Below are 16,551 nucleotides of genomic sequence, written 5' to 3' on the forward strand. Positions count from 1 at the left end.
GGCGTGAAATTCGCGCCGATTGCGCCTTAAGGTAAGTACCTGATCCGGCATCAGGAAAGCCGGATTCGCCGGTTCCGAAGGAATGAGTTTTATTTCACTCCTTGAGCGAGCCGGAACTGGGGTTTTTAAGTCAAAATTTCCGTTTTCGGCCCCATTCTGTAGGGCCTGGGATGGCCGCTAGACCCCGTATATTGGGCAAATGATTTGTTTTTGCGCCGGGCGATTTCACTGGCTTTGGATATGGCAGAATCCGGGCGAACTCCTACCCCCCGGACTGACAGACATGGCCACTCGCGCGCTCCTGTATCGGCGCCCTTACGAACCTTCGACCTTTCTCATCAAACATGGCTCGCAAATCTTTGCGATCCGGCTGCGCAGGCATCGGCGCGCGCGCCGTTACACGTTGCGCATTCATCCCACTGACCGCGAAGCCATATTGACGATGCCCCCGCGGGGGACGATCGCGGAAGCGAGAGACTTTGCACAACTACATGGCGGCTGGATCGCCGCACGTTTGGGGCGATTGCCGAAGGCCGCGCCGTTCTTGCCGGGTGCGGTGGTGCCGCTGCGCGGGGTGCCGCATCGGATCGTTCATCGTGGCGGTGAGCGCGGCACCGTTTGGACGGAGACGCGCGACAGCGGCGAAAAGATCCTTTGCGTTGCCGGCGGCCTCGAACATCTCGATCGTCGGGTGCATGATTACCTCAAGCGCGAAGCGCGACGTGAGCTGCAGAAGGCGGCGGAGATTTACGCGCAAGAGCTCGGCGTGCGGGTGAAGCGGCTCTCGATCCGCGATCAGTCGAGCCGCTGGGGTTCGTGCACCTCGGCGGGATCGCTGTCCTTCTCCTGGCGCTTGATCCTCGCGCCGCCCTTTGTGCTCGACTATCTCGCCGCCCATGAAGTTGCGCATCTCGTCGAGATGAACCATTCGCCGCGGTTCTGGCGCGTGGTGGCCAGGATCTGTCCCTCGGTCGAACGCGCAAAGAAGTGGCTCGACACCTGCGGCAATGACCTGCACCGGTACGGGATCGAGGATTGATTCCTCTCGTCGGGACGACATCGTCGGCATTTGCCGCTTCGAACTACCGCCCGAACAGCCGCTGAAGCAGCCAGCCGTCGAGCCCTGCGTCCGCCTCGGGTCGCACTGCGCCGCGGCTGGATGCTGCGCGGCCGCTGGTCATGGGCTGCGGCGCGGGCGCGGACGGCGCGGTGATTTGCGATGCGATCTGGGCGAGATTGGACATCGGGCTCGGCGGTTGCGAGTTCGGCAAGGGTGCGGGCTGAACACCTTGCAGCGCGGTACGCATGAAGCGGGACCAGACTTCCACTGGCAGTCCGCCGCCGGTCGCCTTCTTGGTCGGCGAATTGTCGTCATTGCCGAGCCAGACGCCGGTGACGAGATGGGCCGTATAGCCGATGAACCAGGCGTCGCGAAAATCCTGGCTGGTGCCGGTCTTGCCGGCAGCCTGCCAACCCGGAATTTCCGCCTTCCGCGCCGTGCCCGAGATCAGCGTCTGCTCCATCATCGCGTCCATCATCGCGACATTGCGCGGTTCGATCACCTGGTTGAGCTGCTCGGATTGGCGCACGTAGAGGATCTTGCCTTCGAGGGTGCGGATCTTACTCACGACATGGGGGGACACAGCATAGCCGCCATTGGCGAATGGCGCGTAAGCACCCACGAGTTCGGTCATCGAAACTTCGGAGGTGCCGAGAGCGATCGAAGCGTTAGGCTCGAGTTTGGAGGAAATGCCAAGCCGGTGGGCGGTCCGCACCACATTCTTCGGTCCGACCTCGAGGCCGACGCGCACCGCGACCGTGTTGAGCGACATCGCGAGCGCCTGGGTCAGCGTCACGGGACCGAAATATTCGCGGCTGTAGTTCTCCGGCTTCCAACCCTTGATGTCGAGCGGCGCGTCCATGCGGACGGTGTCCGGCGTCAGCCCCGCCTCGATCGCGGTCAGATAGACGAACGGCTTGAACGCGGAACCCGGCTGCCGCTTGGCGGTGACCGCGCGGTTGTATTGGCTCTCGGCATAGTTCCGCCCGCCCACCATGGCGCGCACGGCGCCATCGGGGCTCATCGCCACCAGCGCACCCTGGCTGACATTGAACTTCACGCTCTTGGCGGCGAGCTCGTCGATGATGGCGGCCTCCGCCGCGGCCTGCAGCTTGGGATCGATCGTGGTCTCCACCACGATGCTCTGTTCGATCTGGCCGATCAGGTCATCGAGCACCTCGGAAATCCAGTCGGCGACATAGTTGACGGTGCCGGCACCTGCTGGCTTCACGCTCATCGCCGGATGGGCGCTCGCGGCCTGCGCCTGCGCTTGCGTGACGAATTTGGCCTCCGCCATTGCCGTAAGGACGGTCTTGGCACGGTCCGCGGCGCCTTCCGGATTGCGGTTCGGCGCAAGACGCGAGGGTGACTTGACGAGCCCCGCCAGCATCGCGGCCTCCGCCAGCGTGACGCTCTTGGCGGATTTGCCGAAATAGCGCTGCGACGCTGCTTCCACGCCGTAGGCGCCGGAGCCGAAATAGACGCGGTTCAGATACAACTCGAGAATTTCGTTCTTGGAATATTTGCGTTCCAGCCATAGCGCGAGCTCGGCTTCCTGCAGCTTGCGCGTCAGCGTCCGCTCCTGGGTCAGGAACAGATTCTTGGCGAGTTGCTGGGTCAAGGTCGAGCCGCCCTGCGAGACGCCACGGTGCAGCAGGTTGGCGACCGCCGCGCGCAAGATGCCGAAGGGATCGATGCCGAAATGGGAATAGAACCTGCGGTCCTCGATCGCGATGAACGCCTTCGGCAAATACGGCGGCAGGTCTTTGAGGGCGACATTGGCGCCTGCCATTTCTCCGCGCTGGGCCAGCACAGTGCCGTCGAGCCCCACGATCTCAATGGTCGGCGGGCGCTTGGGAATTTCCAGCGATTGGATTGGCGGCAGATGCGCCCCGGCCCAGATCACGGCGCCGAGCACAGCGATGGCGCCCCACAGTCCGAGGACGAGGCCCCAATAGATCAACCGTGACAGGCGAAAACCGCGTGCTTTGCCGCGCCGCTTGCTGCTCATGCTGGAGGGGGGCGGTTTGCGCTCACGCGGCGGTTCCTCGTCGGCTGGTTCCTCTTGTCTGCGCCTGGCTTGCGATTTTTTCGGCTTGTCTTCTCCAAAGGGGATCCGGTCCTCGAGGCTTAGCCGCAGCGAGGCGAGCGAAGCGCCGAGCCCGAATTGCGGCTCCTTGCGTGTGCCGCTCCGTTTCCGTCCCCACGCCATCTACTGCTCACGTCACGAAACTCCCCGGCACACGCTAGACGGGGGACTTTAAGGGGCCGTTACGCAAAACTTAACGCGGGATTAGGAGGTGAGGCGGCGCGTGATAGAAATGGCCCGACGAGTTAAGGGAGAAACGCATGGGCCATATCGATCCCACCAAGGAAGTGTTCGCGCAGTTTCGGGCCAATGACCGCCCCGGCCCCATTCACATGCTCAATCTTGTCCGGCTGCGCGCCGAGGCCGCCTATCCCGACGGCCGTAAGGCGAGCGGTGCCGAAGCCTATGCGGCCTATGGCCGCGACAGCGGGCCGGTGTTCGAGCGGCTGGGCGGAAGGATCGTCTGGCAGGGCCGCTTCGAACTGATGCTGATCGGCCCGCAGGAGGAGCGCTGGGACCACTGCTTCATCGCGGAGTATCCGAGCGTCGGCGCGTTCGTGGAGATGATCCGCGACCCCGTCTATCGCGAAGCGGTCAAGCACCGCCAGGCTGCGGTTGAAGATTCCCGCCTGATCCGTTGCGGCGTGCTGCCAGTGGGGAAGAATTTTGGGGAGATTCCTGCCTGACCGCTGTCGGGCGCAATTTCCCCCTCCGTGATGCCCGGGCTTGTGCCGGGCATCCACGTCTTTGTTAGCCGCGAGCAAGAAAGGCGTGGATGGCCGGGTCGAGCCCGGCCATGGCGAGAGCGCGGAGAGCAATTCTACCCCGTAGCGCCCGTGTCTTCGAGGATCGGGCCGAACAGCTCCCAACGCTCGCCGTTGAACCGCATCATCTGTAGCTGCTTGTTGACGCGATAATCGGTCGGCGAGGTGTTGGCCTTGATCCCCGGCAACGCGAGGTCGCCCGTGACGTCCTTCAGCGAGCTCGCCTGCTTCATGACATTCTCGCGAGTCAAGTTGTCGCCGCACATCTGGAGCACGTGCACCAGGAGCTCTGTCGTGGAGTAGCCGTAGACGTTGAAGTTGGAGTTCTTGTCCCCTTCCGGATAATACTTGGCCATGAAGTCGAAATATTTCTTCATGCCAGGATCGTCCTTCCAGGTCGGGTCGAGCGGATCCTTGCCGTAATTGACCGAGATCACTCCCTTGGAGGCCTCGAGCCCCGCCGGCTTCATCACCGCGCCCACTGAAGTGGCGTTGATGTCGAGAATGTGCACCGGGTGCCAGTCGAGCTCGTAGAGCTTCTTGATTGCCTGCGCGGCCGGTTTCGGCGTCGATGCGCTGAAGAGGAGGTCGGCGCCGGCGGACCTTATCTTTAGGATCTGCGAGTCGATGGTCGGATCGGATACTTCGTAAGAGGCCTCCGCGACGATCATGGTCGCCGCCTTGTTGCCAAGCCCGGCCTTGATGCCGTTGAGATAATCTTTGCCGAGATCGTCGTTCTGGTAGAGCACGCCGACCTTGGCGTTCGGATGCTCCTTCAGGATGTACTGGCCGTAGATGCGGCCCTCGACGAAGTAGTTGGGATTATATCCCATGGTCCAGGGGAAGTTCTTGGGATCGGTGAACTTGGAGGCGCCGGTCGCGGCGAACAGTTGCGGCACCTTCTTGGCGTTGAGATATTTCTGCACGGCGGCATTCGACGGCGTGCCGATGATCTGGAAGGTCAACAGCACCTCGTCGTCCTCGACCAGTTTGCGCACCTGCTCCACCGCTTTCGGCGGGCTGTAGGCGTCGTCATATTGGATCAGCTTGATCTTGCGGCCGTTGATGCCGCCCTGGTCGTTGATCATGTTGATGTAGGCGGCCTGCGCCCTGCCGATGGTAGCGTAAGCCGAGGCGGGGCCGGAAAACGGCACGGTCTGGCCAATCTTGATCTCGCTATCGGAGGCGCCGGGGTCGTATTTCTTCTGCGCGAAGGCCGATGATGCCGACAGCGCGATCACGAGCGCGGAGCCGGCGACTAGGCGGAAAAAGCCCTTGTTCATGTGGTGCGTTCCTCTTTTCATTGATTGTGCCACGGTCTGATCCCCGAGAAGGGACGCCATCGCTGCGGGCGATTGTGGAGGACCGGTTTCTGCAATGCAAGATGAGGCCGCGGCCTTAAGATCAACGGATCATGTTCCCGGGAGCGACGGATATCGAATGGCGCAAAACGGGTGGCGATACTGCGCGTGGGTGCGCGAAGATGAGCTTGCTCGGAATGGCAAGCCGCAGCGGCAAGTCAAAGGGGCGGCCATGGCACTCCTCGGAACGAGCTTGGAGGATGAGAGAGTCAGTGAACGCAAGTCTGCCCGAGCCACTCGGGATTGATCGGTTGGATACGCCAATCGGCACAGCGTTGCTGGTGACCGACTGCAAGGGCGTCCTTTGCGCATTGGATTGGGAGGGCTACGAATCCCGCATGCGGGAGTTATTGCGGTTACAGCATGGCGCGGTGGTCTTGCGGGAGGGGCCGGCTCCGCGGGAGATCAAGGCGGCGCTGTCGGCCTATTTCAACGGCGAACTCAATTCCCTGTGCGCCATCAAATGGCGCCTCGCCGGCACCGCTTTTCAGCGCAAGGTGTGGACCGCGCTTACGGAAATCCCGCCTGGAACGACCGTGAGCTACGGCGCGCTGGCGGCACATCTTGGCGCGCCCAAAGCCATGCGCGCGGTCGGGCACGCCAACGGCGCCAATCCGATCAGCGTCGTCATTCCCTGTCATCGCCTGATCGGCGCCGACGGGTCGCTGGTCAAATATGGCGGCGGGCTCGAGCGCAAGCGCTGGCTGCTCGCGCATGAGGGCGTGAGGCTGAGCAGCGCGCGGAGGCGATCATAAAGTGGAGATTGTGGTAATAGGGGCGAGCCTCTCGCGCGGTCCAGCTCTCCCCGCTGCTGCGGAGAGGTGGACCGAATTCCGCTCTGGCCGAGTGCTCACGCGGCGGGCTTCGCCACCGCCTCGTCGTTCGACAACAGATGCAACAGCGCGCTGCGGATCGCGGCCTGCCGGGTCGGCGCGGTTATCTGGGCGCCCAGGAGGTCGGTGACGTAAAACACGTCGCGGGCGCGTTCGCCGAAGGTCGCGACATGAGCCGAGGCGATGTTGAGGTTGAGCTTCGAGATCGCGGTGGTGAGCTGGTAGAGCAGGCCCGGCCGGTCGAGACCGGACACTTCGATGACGGTGTAAAGCTCCGACCATTGATTGTTGATGGTGACTTCAGGTTCGACCACGAACGCCTTGACGCGGCCGCCGCGCACCGTCCGGCGCGCCACGGCTTCGGGCAGCCGCAGCTTGCCTTCCAGCACGTCCTCGATTGTCTCGCCGATCCGCGTGGCCCGCCGTCCTTCGTCCTCGTCGCGGTCGTATTCCCTTGAGATCGCGATGGTGTCGAGCGCCCGGCCGTCGGTCGTCGTGTAGATCTGCGCGTCCACGATGTTGGCGCCGGCCGACGCACAGGCGCCCGCGATGATCGACAGCAGCCAAGGATGGTCCATCGCCAGAATGGTCAGCTCGGTGACGCCGCGCGCCTCGTCAAAGCCGACATTGATGGCGAGCTTGTGCCCGGCCTGTTCGGTTGCCTTGATGAAGCGGGCGTGGCGGATCTTGCGCGGCAGCTCGACCTTGAGCCAGTAGGCCGGATAATGCCGACCGATATAGGCATTGATCTCCTGCTCGCTCCATTCGGTGAAGGCCGCGCGGAATTCGGCCTGCGCCGCCGCAATGCGCCTGACGCGGTTGACCTCCGAGAACCCGCCGGTCAGCACCGGCTCGGTCTCATAATAAAGTGAGCGCAAGAGCTGCGCCTTCCAGCCGTTCCACACGCCAGGTCCAACGCCGCGGATATCAGCGGTGGTGAGGATGGTGAGCAGCTTCATCTGCTCGACCGACTGCACTACGGCAGCGAAATTCTCGATGGTGCGGCGGTCGGAGAGGTCGCGCGATTGCGCAACCGTCGACATGGTCAGATGCTCCTCGATCAGCCAGGCGACGAGCTCGGTGTCGCCTGCGGAGAAGCCGAGCCGCGGGCAGAGCCGTCGCGCCACCTTGGCGCCGGCGATGGAGTGATCCTCCGGCCGGCCCTTCGCGATATCGTGCAGGAGCGTCGCGACATAAAGCACCGGGCGGTGCTCGGGCCTGATCTTGCGCATCAGGTCGCTGGCGAGCGCGAATTCCTCGCTGCCCCCGCGCTCGATCTCCTGCAGGAACCCGATGCAGCGGATCAGATGCTCGTCAACCGTGTAGTGATGATACATGTTGAACTGCATCATCGAGACGATGCGGCCGAAGGCGCGGATGAAATGGCCGAGCACGCCGGTCTCGTTCATCCGCCGCAGCACGATCTCGGCGTCATTGGAGGTCAAGATCTCCATGAACAGCCGATTCGCTTCCGGGTTCTCGCGCAGCTCCGAATTGACCAGCTTCAGCGAGCGCGTCACGCTGCGCATCGCATCGGGGTGAAAAGCAAGGTTGTTCTTCTGCGCCAGGCGGAAGATCCGGATCAGGTTGACCGGATCGTGCTTGAACACGTCGGGGGCGGCGAGATTGATGCGGTTGTTGTCGACGACGAAGTCGTCGCCGTCGGGCACCCGCCGCCGCGTCAGACTGGGGCGGAAGCGCGCCATCATCCGGCTCAGCACCGGCGCGGGCTTCGCCTGCTGATCTTCCAGTTTCGCGCACAGAATGGCAGTGAGGTCGCCGACTTCCTTGGCAATCAGGAAGTGGTGCTTCATGAAGCGCTCGACATCCTGCATTCCGGGATGACTGGTGTAGCCGAGCCGGATCGCGAGCTCGCGCTGCAGGTCGAAGGACAGCCGCTCCTCGGCGCGCCCGGTGACAAAGTGAAGATTACAGCGCACCGACCAGAGGAAATCGGCGCAGCGGCGAAAGGTGCGGTATTCCTGGGCGTCGAATACGCCGCGCTCTAACAGCTCCTCGGTCTCGCGCACGCGATAGACATATTTCGCGATCCAGAACAGGGTGTGCAGGTCGCGCAAGCCGCCCTTGCCGTCCTTCACATTGGGTTCGACCAGATAGCGCGACTGGCCGGCGCGGCGATGCCGTTCCTCACGCTCGGCGAGTTTCGCGGTGACGAACTCCGCCGCGGTTCCCTGCACCACCTCCTTGTCGAACCGGGCTACCAGTTCATCATAGAGCGGCTTGTCGCCGGTCAGATATCGCGTCTCCAGGATCGCGGTGCGGATCGTCATGTCGCCGCGCGCCTGGCGGATCGATTCGTCGACCGAGCGCGTGGCGTGGCCGACCTTCAGGCCCATGTCCCACAGACAATAAAGAATGGCCTCGGCGACCTGCTCGCCCCACGCGGTCTGTTTGTAGGGCAGGATGAACAAGAGATCGATGTCGGATTCCGGCGCCATCAGGCCGCGGCCATAGCCGCCGGTGGCGACCACCGCCATACGTTCGGCGCCGGAGGGAAGCGGCGAGCGATAGAGATGGCGAGTGGCGGCCGAAAACAGGATGCGGATGATCTCATCCTGCACCAGGCAGAGCCGCTCGGCACAGCGCCGGCCGTGCCGGTCCTTCAGCAGCATCGTCTGGGCGGCGGCGCGTGCCTCAACCAGCTCGCCCTTGAGCAACTGCGCCATTGCCGAACGAAAGACGTCCTCCCGGCCGGCATGCTGCTCGGCCAGCGCATCGATCGCGGCGGTGACGCGCGTCGTGTCAAAAAAGGGCGCCTCAGCCGCGCGGACCGGCTCGGTTACGACGTTGTCCATGACCTCACCGGATATCGGACCGCACCTGCGCTGTCACGAGACATTCTTGGCATGCGGCAGGTCCATGCTGGATTTTGCGTCTTCGCGGCAAAGCCGTTCTCGTTGTGGAGCCTAAAAGGTACGGATTTTCTCATTGACGAAGCTGTCTAACACATTGAAAAGACGTCATCTTTTCAGGGGAAGCGAACATGATCAAATTCTCGCGGCGCACCTTGGTTGCAAGCCTTGCGGCGATGACATTGATGCCGGTCAGCGCTGATGCCGCCGACGCGCTCAAGGAGATTCGCATCGACTGGGCGACCTACAATCCGGTGTCGCTGGTGCTGAAGCAAAAGGGACTCCTGGAAAAGGAGTTCGGCAAGGATGGCATCAGCATCGTCTGGGTGCAGTCCGCCGGTTCCAACAAGGCGCTCGAATTTCTCAATGCCGGTTCGATCGATTTCGGCTCGACTGCCGGCTCGGCTGCTCTTGTAGCTAAGATTAATGGCAATCCGGTCAAGTCGATCTATGTCTATTCGCGCCCCGAATGGACCGCGCTGGTCACCACCAAGGATTCCAAGATCGCAAGCGTCGCCGACCTTAAGGGCAAGCGCGTCGCGGTCACCCGCGGCACGGATCCGCACATCTTCCTGGTCCGCGCGCTGCTCGGCGCCGGCTTGTCCGAAAAGGACATCACGCCGGTGCTGTTGCAGCACGCCGACGGCAAAACCGCGCTGATCCGCGGCGATGTCGATGCATGGGCGGGGCTGGACCCGATGATGGCGCAGGCGGAAATCGAGGACGGCGCAAAACTGTTCTACCGCAAGCCGGAGGCCAATACTTGGGGCATTCTCAATGTGCGCGAGCAGTTTCTGAAGGATCATCCCGATATCGTTCGCCGCGTGCTCGCCACTTACGAGGAGGCGCGCAAGGAGTCGCTCGCGAGCTACGACGAGCTGAAGAAGACCTTCATCAGCGTGACCAAGCTGCCGGAAGCCGTGGTCGACAAGCAGCTCAAGGAACGCACCGAGCTGACCTACAACCGTATCGGCGCGCCGCAACGCGAGTCGATTTTGGAAGCGGGGCTGGCGCTGCAAAAGGCGGGCGTCATCGATGCGAAGGTCGACGTCAAGGCGGCGCTGGACTCGCTGATCGATGATCAGGTGCCGCTGCCGACGAATTAAGTTCGTCGCCCCGATATAGGTCGTCGTCCCGGGCAAGCGCCTTGTCGGCCGTGGCTCGGAGAGCAAAGGCGGAAGAGCGACCCGGGATTCAGAACCCAGGGCAAAGTTTTGCGAAGACCGGACGACCATCCGGTGCAATAGCAGCGGCCTGTGGTTATGGGTCCCCCCGCTTTCGTGAGGACGAAAGCGGAGATTGCGGCGATGTCTTGCAATTCTTGCGCGGAAAGCATCTTGCTATGGCCATGACCGTTGACTTGCCGGCCACCGAGCGAATTGAAGCGGACGCACAAGCGGCGCAGCCTACGCGCCTGCGCCGCTATCTGCGCCCGATGCTCGGCCTGTTGTTGCCGGTTGCAGTTGCGCTCGGCTGGGAGGTTATCGTCTGGCTCGGCTTCTCCAACGGGCGCCTGGTCCCGCCGCCGTCAAAGGTGTTTGCAACCATCGTCGAGCTTGCGGCAAGCGGCGAACTCAGCCGCCATATCGTCGCGACGCTGTCGCGTGTCGTGAGCGGCTTTGCGCTTGGCGTGGTCGCCGGCACCATGCTGGGCGCGATCTCCGGCTATTGGGTGCTGGCGCGGCGGCTGCTCGATCCGACGGTTCAGGCCTTGCGCGCGATCCCCTCGATCGCATGGGTGCCGTTGTTCATTCTCTGGCTCGGCATTTTCGAGACCTCGAAGGTCGCGCTGATCGCGATCGGCGTATTCTTTCCGGTCTATCTCGGCGTTATGGGCGCGATCCGGTCCGTGGACCGCAAGATCGTCGAGGTCGGCCGCATCTTTCGCCTGTCCGGTCCGGCGATGATCCGCCGCATTCTGCTGCTTGCGGTGCTGCCGGCCTATATCGTGAGCTTACGCGTCGGCCTGGGCCTCGGGTGGATGTTCGTGGTCGCCGCCGAGTTCATGGGGGCCTCCGAAGGATTGGGCTATCTCCTGATCGACGGCCAGCAGCTCGGCAAGCCCGCCCAGATCGTGGCGGCGATCGTGATCTTTGCCATTCTCGGCAAAGCCACCGACTGGCTGATCGAGATCGCAACCGCGCCGCTCTTGCGCTGGCAGGACGCCTTCGGCCACCACGCGGAGGCGGCCTGATGCTGGCGCTCGACCGTGTCGGCAAGACCTATCCCAACGGGGTGCATGCGCTCGCGCGTTTCTCTGCCGAGATCAGGCAGGGCGAGATCGTCGCCATCATCGGCGGATCCGGTTGCGGCAAGTCGACCCTGCTGCGCGCGATCGCGGGCCTTGATCCCGCAAGCTCTGGCTCGGTGAGGCTTGACGACATCGCCATCTCGGCACCGCACGAGAAGATCGGCATCATCTTCCAGGAGCCGCGGCTTCTGCCCTGGCTGTCTGTCGCCGACAATATCGGTTTCGGCCTCTCCGAATTGCCCGCCGACGTCAGGCGAGAGAGGGTCGCAAAAGCGCTTGCCCGCGTGGGTCTTGCCGACAAGGCAAAAGCCTGGCCGCGCGAACTCTCCGGCGGCCAGGCGCAGCGGGTGGCGATTGCGCGCGCGCTGGTGCCGCAGCCGGAAGTGCTGCTGCTGGACGAGCCGTTCTCCGCGCTCGATGCCTTCACCCGGCGCGACCTGCAGGACCATCTGCTCGACCTCTGGGCCGACACGCGGCCTACGCTGATCCTGGTGACCCATGACGTCGACGAGGCGGTGGTGCTCGCCGATCGCGTGCTGGTGATGCGACCGCGGCCGGGCCGGCTGTTCGAAACGATCAGCATCAATCTGGCGCGCCCGCGCGACCGCAATTCCGAGCTGTTCGACCATTTCAAGCGGCACGTCCTGACCTCGCTCGATCGCTCGCTCGACCGCAATGTGCTTGATGCGCATGGCCGGTCCGACGAGGGCGGGGCGATGTGGTGGTGACATCGCGGCGCGGACCAGCTACATCCGGAGCGAAATAACTCCGGGAGAAAACGATGGACGCCGCCGCACTTCGCAGCCTGCAGGCTCCGATCAAGGAGCGTTACAAATCCGACGCCAAGGCCGCGTTGATCACGCTCAAGGCCAAGGGCTCGATCGACAATGAAGGCATCGCCTGCAAGGTCGAGACCGGCCGCGCGCTCGCGGTCGCGGGCCTGCATCCGGCGACCGGCGGCTCCGGATTGGAGCTGTGTTCCGGCGATATGCTGCTGGAGGCGCTGGTCGCCTGCGCTGGTGTGACCTTGAAATCGGTTGCGACCGCGATCGAGGTGCCGCTCCGCCAGGGGCTGGTGTTCGCCGAAGGCGATCTCGATTTTCGCGGCACGCTGGGGGTCGACAAGGAAGCGCCGGTCGGTTTCGCCGAAATCCGCCTGCGTTTCGAGGTCGACACCGACGCGCCGCAGGACAAGCTCGATTTGCTCCTAAAACTCGCCGAGCGCTATTGCGTGGTCTATCAGACCATCAAGAACGGCCCGAAGGTCTCCGTGACGATGAAGCGCATCTAACTCGGTGCCGTCCCGGCGAAGGCCGGGACCTCTACCGCGGAAGCTCTCCCTAGACTGATCTGCTCGCGGCCTTCGCAACAATATCGGCCTGTGGCTATGGGTCCCGGCGCGCGCTTCCGCCTTCGCTCTCCGAGCTACGGCGGACAACTCGCTTGGCCGGGACGACAGGACAATGTCTCCCGATCTCACTTTCCTCCTGATCCTCGCCTTGCGCATGGCGGTCGCCGCCGCCTTCGTGGTGTCGGCATCGATCATCGCCGAGCGTTCGGGCCCGGTGATCGGCGCGCTGGTGGCGACGCTGCCGATCTCGGCGGGACCATCTTACGTATTCCTCGCGCTCGATCACGATGCGGCGTTCATCGCAGAAGGTGCGCTGGCCAGCCTGCCGGTGAATGCCGCGACGTTGTTTCTGGCGCTGACCTATGTGCTGCTGGCGCAGCGCCACGGCCTCTTGCTCAGTCTGGTTTCCGCGCTCGCGGTGTGGTTCCTGCTTGCCGCGGTATTGCGCGCGCTCGATCTCTCGCTTGTCGGCGGACTCATCGCCAACGTGCTCGCGTTCGCGATCTGCGTGCCGCTGATGCAGCGCTATTGCCACGTGAAGATGCCGCTGATCACGCGCCGCTGGTACGACATCCCGTTCCGCGCTTCGCTGGTGGCCGTGCTGGTTGCTGCCGTGGTGACGCTATCAGGCCGGGTGGGGCCGGCGATCACAGGCATATTGGCGCTGTTCCCCGTGGTGTTCACCAGCCTGATGCTGATCCTGCACCCGCGCATCGGCGGGCCGGCGACCGCCGCCGTGATCGCGAATGGCGGCTGGGGCCTGATGGGATTCGGCATCGCCATTGCGGTTCTGCATGTCGCCGCACTGTGCTTCGGTTCGACCATCGGCCTGAGCGTCGCGCTCGCCACCTGCATCGGGTGGAATCTGGCGCTGTGGTGGAACGGGCGAAGGAAGGCAGGGCGTTGACCGTCATTGCGAGGAGCCAACGGGTCGCGCGAACGCGCGCCCGATGACAGGCTCCGCGACGAAACAATCCAGAGCCGCACGGGAGGCTCTGGATTGTTTCGCTTCGCTCACAATGACGAGTAGACTACTGCTTCGGCAATTTCGCCTTCAGCGCATAGATCGCGTCCAGCGCTTCGCGCGGCGACATCTCGTCGGGATGCAGTGCCTTGACGGCTTCGATCAGTTGCTCCGCTTCACGCGGCAGCGCGGGCTCGGCGGCCGCCCGCGACGGGACCGCGAACAACGGCAAGTCGTCGACCAGCGCGCGCGCGGTCTGGCCACGGTCTTGGGCTTCCAATTTCGCCAGCACCGTTTTGGCGCGCGCGATCACGGGCGCGGGTAGGCCGGCAAGCCGCGCCACCTGGATGCCGTAGGAACGATCAGCCGAACCAGGCAGCACCTCGTGCAGGAACACGACCTCGCCCTGCCATTCCTTCACCCGCACGGTGGCGTTGAACATCCGCGGCAGCTTGGCCGAAAGCGCGGTCAGCTCATGATAATGGGTGGCAAACAGCGTGCGGCAGCGGTTGCTCTCATGAAGATGCTCGATCGCGGCCCAGGCGATCGAGAGACCGTCGAACGTTGCGGTGCCGCGGCCGATCTCGTCGAGGATGACCAACGAGCGTTCACCGGCCTGGTTGAGGATGGCCGCGGTTTCGACCATCTCGACCATGAAGGTGGAGCGTCCACGGGCGAGATCGTCCGCCGCGCCGACGCGCGAGAACAGCCGGTCGACAATGCCGATGCGGGCGCGGCTCGCCGGCACATAGCTGCCGATTTGCGCGAGCAGTGCGATCAGCGCGTTCTGGCGCAGGAAGGTCGATTTACCGGCCATATTGGGGCCGGTCACGAGCCAGATCTGCCCGGACTTTTGCGAAGGCGCGGGCGAAAGATCGCAATTATTGGCGATGAACGGCGCGCCGTCGCGCTTCAAGGCCTGCTCGACCACGGGATGCCGGCCGGCTTCGATAGCAAAGCTGAGCGAAGCATCCACGTCGGGCCGCACGTAACTGTCGTCGACGGCGAGCTTGGCGAGCGCGGTTGCAACGTCGAGCAAGGCAAAAGCGTGCGCGGCGGCGCGCAAGTCTTCGCTCGCGGCGAGCGCTTTGGCGGTGAGCCGCTCGAAAACTTCCAGCTCCAGATTGAGAGCGCGCTCGCCGGCGTTGGCGATCTTGGCCTCGGTCTCCCCCAATTCGGCGGTGGTGAAGCGCACCTGGCCTGCGAGGGTCTGGCGATGGATGAAGGTCGCATTCAAGGGCGGCGACATCAGCTTGTCGCCATGCTGCGCCGTCACCTCGACGAAATAGCCGAGCACATTGTTGTGCCGGATTTTCAGGCCCTTGATCCCGGTCTCGTCGGCATAGCGCGCCTGCATCGCCGCGACCACCAGCCGCGAGGCATCGCGCAAGGAGCGCGCTTCGTCGAGCGCGGCTTCATAACCCTCGCGGACAAAGCCGCCGTCGCGCTTGATGAGCGGCAGTTGCTCGGCAAGCGCGCGCTCGAGCTCGCGCGCGAGTTCGCGGGTGGGACGGCTGAGCGCCTCGATCACGGCCGCGACCTCCGCCGGCGGCTGCTCCAGCTCGGTGAGTTTTGCCAGCGCCTGGTCGGCGGCGATAATGCCGTCGCGAAGCCCGGCGAGATCGCGCGGACCGCCGCGGCTAACCGAGAGCCGCGCGAGCGCACGCGACATGTCCGGCGCGCCGCGCAGGATGGAGCGGATGTCTTCGCGCGCGGCGCTGTCGGCAACAAAGACACTCACGGCATCAAGCCGGCCCGCGATCTGCGCCGCGTCTGTCAGCGGCGCCGCCAGGCGCTGCGCCAGCAGCCGCGATCCTGCCGGCGTGACCGTGCAGTCGATCGCGTCGAGCAGCGAGCCGCGGCGTTCGCCGGAGAGCGTGCGCGTCAATTCGAGATTGGCGCGCGTGGCGGGGTCGATCGCCATCGTGGTGCCGACCGCCTCGCGCGCCGGCGGCGACAGCGGCGGGCGCTTGCCCACCTGGGTCCGGTCGATATAGGTCACGGCGGCAGCGGCGGCCGTGGCTTCCAGCCGCGACATCGCGGCGAGCCCATCCATCGTCGCGACGGCAAAATAATCGCACAGCCGCCGCTCGGCGGTGGAGCTGTCGAAGACGTCGCGGGTGAGCGGCGTCACCGCCGGCAATTCACACAGCATCGGCCCGAGCTCGGTATCGCCATAGAGCGCATCGGTGACGATTGCCTCGTTGGGATTGATGCGCGCCAGCGTCGCCTGCAATTCGGCGCCTGCGCATTCCGTCACCATGAATTCGGAGGTCGAAATATCGATCCAGGCGAGCCCGAAACGGTCACCGCCTGAGGACGAGCGCGCCCGCGCGATCGCCAGCAGGTAATTGTTGGCGCGGGCATCGAGCAGCGTGTCCTCGGTGAGCGTACCAGGCGTCACCAGTCGCACCACGTCGCGCTTGACCACGCTCTTGTTGCCGCGGGCACGCGCCGCGGCCGGATCTTCCGTCTGCTCGCAGACGGCGACGCGGAAGCCCTTGGCGATCAGCCGGTGCAGATAGTCGTCGGCGCGTTCCACCGGCACGCCGCACATCGGGATGTCCATGCCCTGATGCTTGCCGCGTTTGGTCAGGACGATGCCCAGCGCCTTGGAGGCGATCTCGGCATCCTCGAAGAACAGCTCGTAGAAATCTCCCATCCGATAGAACAGCAGCAGTCCCGGGTGGGCGGCCTTGATCTCGAGATACTGTTCCATCATCGGGGTCACGCGCGCCGATGTTTCCGCAAGCTGCGAGGGCTCGGCGGCGCTGATGGGGGCTTGAGAGATGGACGGCTGGACGGTCATGGGAGGCGCAAACTAGCCAATTTCCCATCTCTGTCCTATCGCTTTGCGGGAGCGATCCGCCTTTTCCACCCCTCAAGGCGCGGCTATAGGACACTGAATTGAGCATGGCGGCCCCGCGCCAACGCGCCGCTCCACACCAACGCCTCAATTGACCTCACGCAGAGGCGCTCCTACAACTCGCCCTCAATTGAGGCCG

General features: G+C 64.1%; 12 protein-coding genes. 8 read left to right on the top strand and 4 right to left on the bottom strand.

Annotation, left to right across the window (positions count from 1 at the left end):
• Positions 1–199: 199 nt before the first annotated feature.
• A complete protein-coding gene (locus tag F758_RS0119570) occupies positions 200–1,039 on the top strand; it encodes a M48 family metallopeptidase (protein WP_024509456.1) in 840 nt (279 codons plus the stop codon).
• Between the two features lie 43 nt (positions 1,040–1,082).
• Here F758_RS0119570 and F758_RS0119575 read toward each other — a convergent pair whose 3' ends face one another.
• Positions 1,083–3,272: a transglycosylase domain-containing protein gene (locus tag F758_RS0119575; RefSeq protein ID WP_024509457.1), complete on the bottom strand. Its 2,190-nt coding sequence runs from the start codon at positions 3,270–3,272 to the stop codon at positions 1,083–1,085.
• A 137-nt stretch (positions 3,273–3,409) separates the two neighbouring features.
• Between F758_RS0119575 and F758_RS0119580 the strand changes: the two genes are divergently transcribed.
• Positions 3,410–3,835, top strand: coding sequence for a DUF1330 domain-containing protein (locus F758_RS0119580; protein WP_024509458.1), 426 nt, complete (start codon positions 3,410–3,412; stop codon positions 3,833–3,835).
• 134 nt (positions 3,836–3,969) lie between these two features.
• Here F758_RS0119580 and F758_RS0119585 read toward each other — a convergent pair whose 3' ends face one another.
• Positions 3,970–5,196 (bottom strand): ABC transporter substrate-binding protein, encoded by a 1,227-nt coding sequence (locus F758_RS0119585; protein ID WP_024509459.1) that lies wholly within the window; start codon positions 5,194–5,196, stop codon positions 3,970–3,972.
• Between the two features lie 290 nt (positions 5,197–5,486).
• Between F758_RS0119585 and F758_RS0119590 the strand changes: the two genes are divergently transcribed.
• The gene (locus tag F758_RS0119590) at positions 5,487–6,029 is read left to right on the top strand and encodes a methylated-DNA--[protein]-cysteine S-methyltransferase (protein ID WP_024509460.1); all 543 of its coding nucleotides are present in this window, start codon (positions 5,487–5,489) and stop codon (positions 6,027–6,029) included.
• A 95-nt stretch (positions 6,030–6,124) separates the two neighbouring features.
• Here F758_RS0119590 and F758_RS0119595 read toward each other — a convergent pair whose 3' ends face one another.
• Positions 6,125–8,923 (bottom strand): [protein-PII] uridylyltransferase, encoded by a 2,799-nt coding sequence (locus F758_RS0119595; protein ID WP_024509461.1) that lies wholly within the window; start codon positions 8,921–8,923, stop codon positions 6,125–6,127.
• 188 nt (positions 8,924–9,111) lie between these two features.
• Between F758_RS0119595 and F758_RS0119600 the strand changes: the two genes are divergently transcribed.
• The 5 genes from F758_RS0119600 (at position 9,112) to F758_RS0119620 (ending at position 13,489) form a co-directional block, all read left to right on the top strand.
• Positions 9,112–10,086 (top strand): aliphatic sulfonate ABC transporter substrate-binding protein, encoded by a 975-nt coding sequence (locus tag F758_RS0119600; protein WP_024509462.1) that lies wholly within the window; start codon positions 9,112–9,114, stop codon positions 10,084–10,086.
• Positions 10,087–10,322: 236 nt separating this feature from the next.
• Positions 10,323–11,174: an ABC transporter permease gene (locus F758_RS0119605; RefSeq protein ID WP_024509463.1), complete on the top strand. Its 852-nt coding sequence runs from the start codon at positions 10,323–10,325 to the stop codon at positions 11,172–11,174.
• On the top strand, positions 11,174–11,959 hold the full coding sequence (locus F758_RS0119610; protein ID WP_024509464.1) for an ABC transporter ATP-binding protein: 786 nt from the start codon (positions 11,174–11,176) through the stop codon (positions 11,957–11,959). The genes F758_RS0119605 and F758_RS0119610 overlap by 1 nt, the downstream gene beginning before the upstream one ends.
• Positions 11,960–12,012: 53 nt before the next feature.
• Complete coding sequence (locus F758_RS0119615; protein ID WP_024509465.1) at positions 12,013–12,522, top strand: OsmC family protein; 510 nt, start codon at positions 12,013–12,015, stop codon at positions 12,520–12,522.
• Between the two features lie 172 nt (positions 12,523–12,694).
• The gene (locus tag F758_RS0119620; RefSeq protein WP_024509466.1) at positions 12,695–13,489 is read left to right on the top strand and encodes a hypothetical protein; all 795 of its coding nucleotides are present in this window, start codon (positions 12,695–12,697) and stop codon (positions 13,487–13,489) included.
• 124 nt (positions 13,490–13,613) lie between these two features.
• Here F758_RS0119620 and mutS read toward each other — a convergent pair whose 3' ends face one another.
• Positions 13,614–16,355, bottom strand: a complete 2,742-nt coding sequence (gene mutS / locus F758_RS0119625; RefSeq protein WP_024509467.1) for a DNA mismatch repair protein MutS — start codon at positions 16,353–16,355, stop codon at positions 13,614–13,616.
• Between the last annotated feature and the right edge of the window lie 196 nt (positions 16,356–16,551).

Source organism: Bradyrhizobium sp. ARR65, from assembly GCF_000472385.1.
GTDB lineage: Bacteria > Pseudomonadota > Alphaproteobacteria > Rhizobiales > Xanthobacteraceae > Bradyrhizobium.

What these genes read in the sequence shown, in the direction of transcription:
- F758_RS0119570 (WP_024509456.1), top strand. Translation starts at nt 200, where the DNA reads ATGATTTGTTTTTGCGCCGGGCGATTTCACTGGCTTTGGATATGGCAG.
- F758_RS0119605 (WP_024509463.1), top strand. Translation starts at nt 10,323, where the DNA reads ATGGCCATGACCGTTGACTTGCCGGCCACCGAGCGAATTGAAGCGGAC.
- F758_RS0119585 (WP_024509459.1), bottom strand. Translation starts at nt 5,196, where the DNA reads ATGAACAAGGGCTTTTTCCGCCTAGTCGCCGGCTCCGCGCTCGTGATC.
- F758_RS0119615 (WP_024509465.1), top strand. Translation starts at nt 12,013, where the DNA reads ATGGACGCCGCCGCACTTCGCAGCCTGCAGGCTCCGATCAAGGAGCGT.
- F758_RS0119575 (WP_024509457.1), bottom strand. Translation starts at nt 3,272, where the DNA reads ATGGCGTGGGGACGGAAACGGAGCGGCACACGCAAGGAGCCGCAATTC.
- F758_RS0119620 (WP_024509466.1), top strand. Translation starts at nt 12,695, where the DNA reads ATGTCTCCCGATCTCACTTTCCTCCTGATCCTCGCCTTGCGCATGGCG.
- F758_RS0119600 (WP_024509462.1), top strand. Translation starts at nt 9,112, where the DNA reads ATGATCAAATTCTCGCGGCGCACCTTGGTTGCAAGCCTTGCGGCGATG.
- F758_RS0119580 (WP_024509458.1), top strand. Translation starts at nt 3,410, where the DNA reads ATGGGCCATATCGATCCCACCAAGGAAGTGTTCGCGCAGTTTCGGGCC.
- F758_RS0119610 (WP_024509464.1), top strand. Translation starts at nt 11,174, where the DNA reads ATGCTGGCGCTCGACCGTGTCGGCAAGACCTATCCCAACGGGGTGCAT.
- F758_RS0119595 (WP_024509461.1), bottom strand. Translation starts at nt 8,923, where the DNA reads ATGGACAACGTCGTAACCGAGCCGGTCCGCGCGGCTGAGGCGCCCTTT.
- mutS (WP_024509467.1), bottom strand. Translation starts at nt 16,355, where the DNA reads ATGACCGTCCAGCCGTCCATCTCTCAAGCCCCCATCAGCGCCGCCGAG.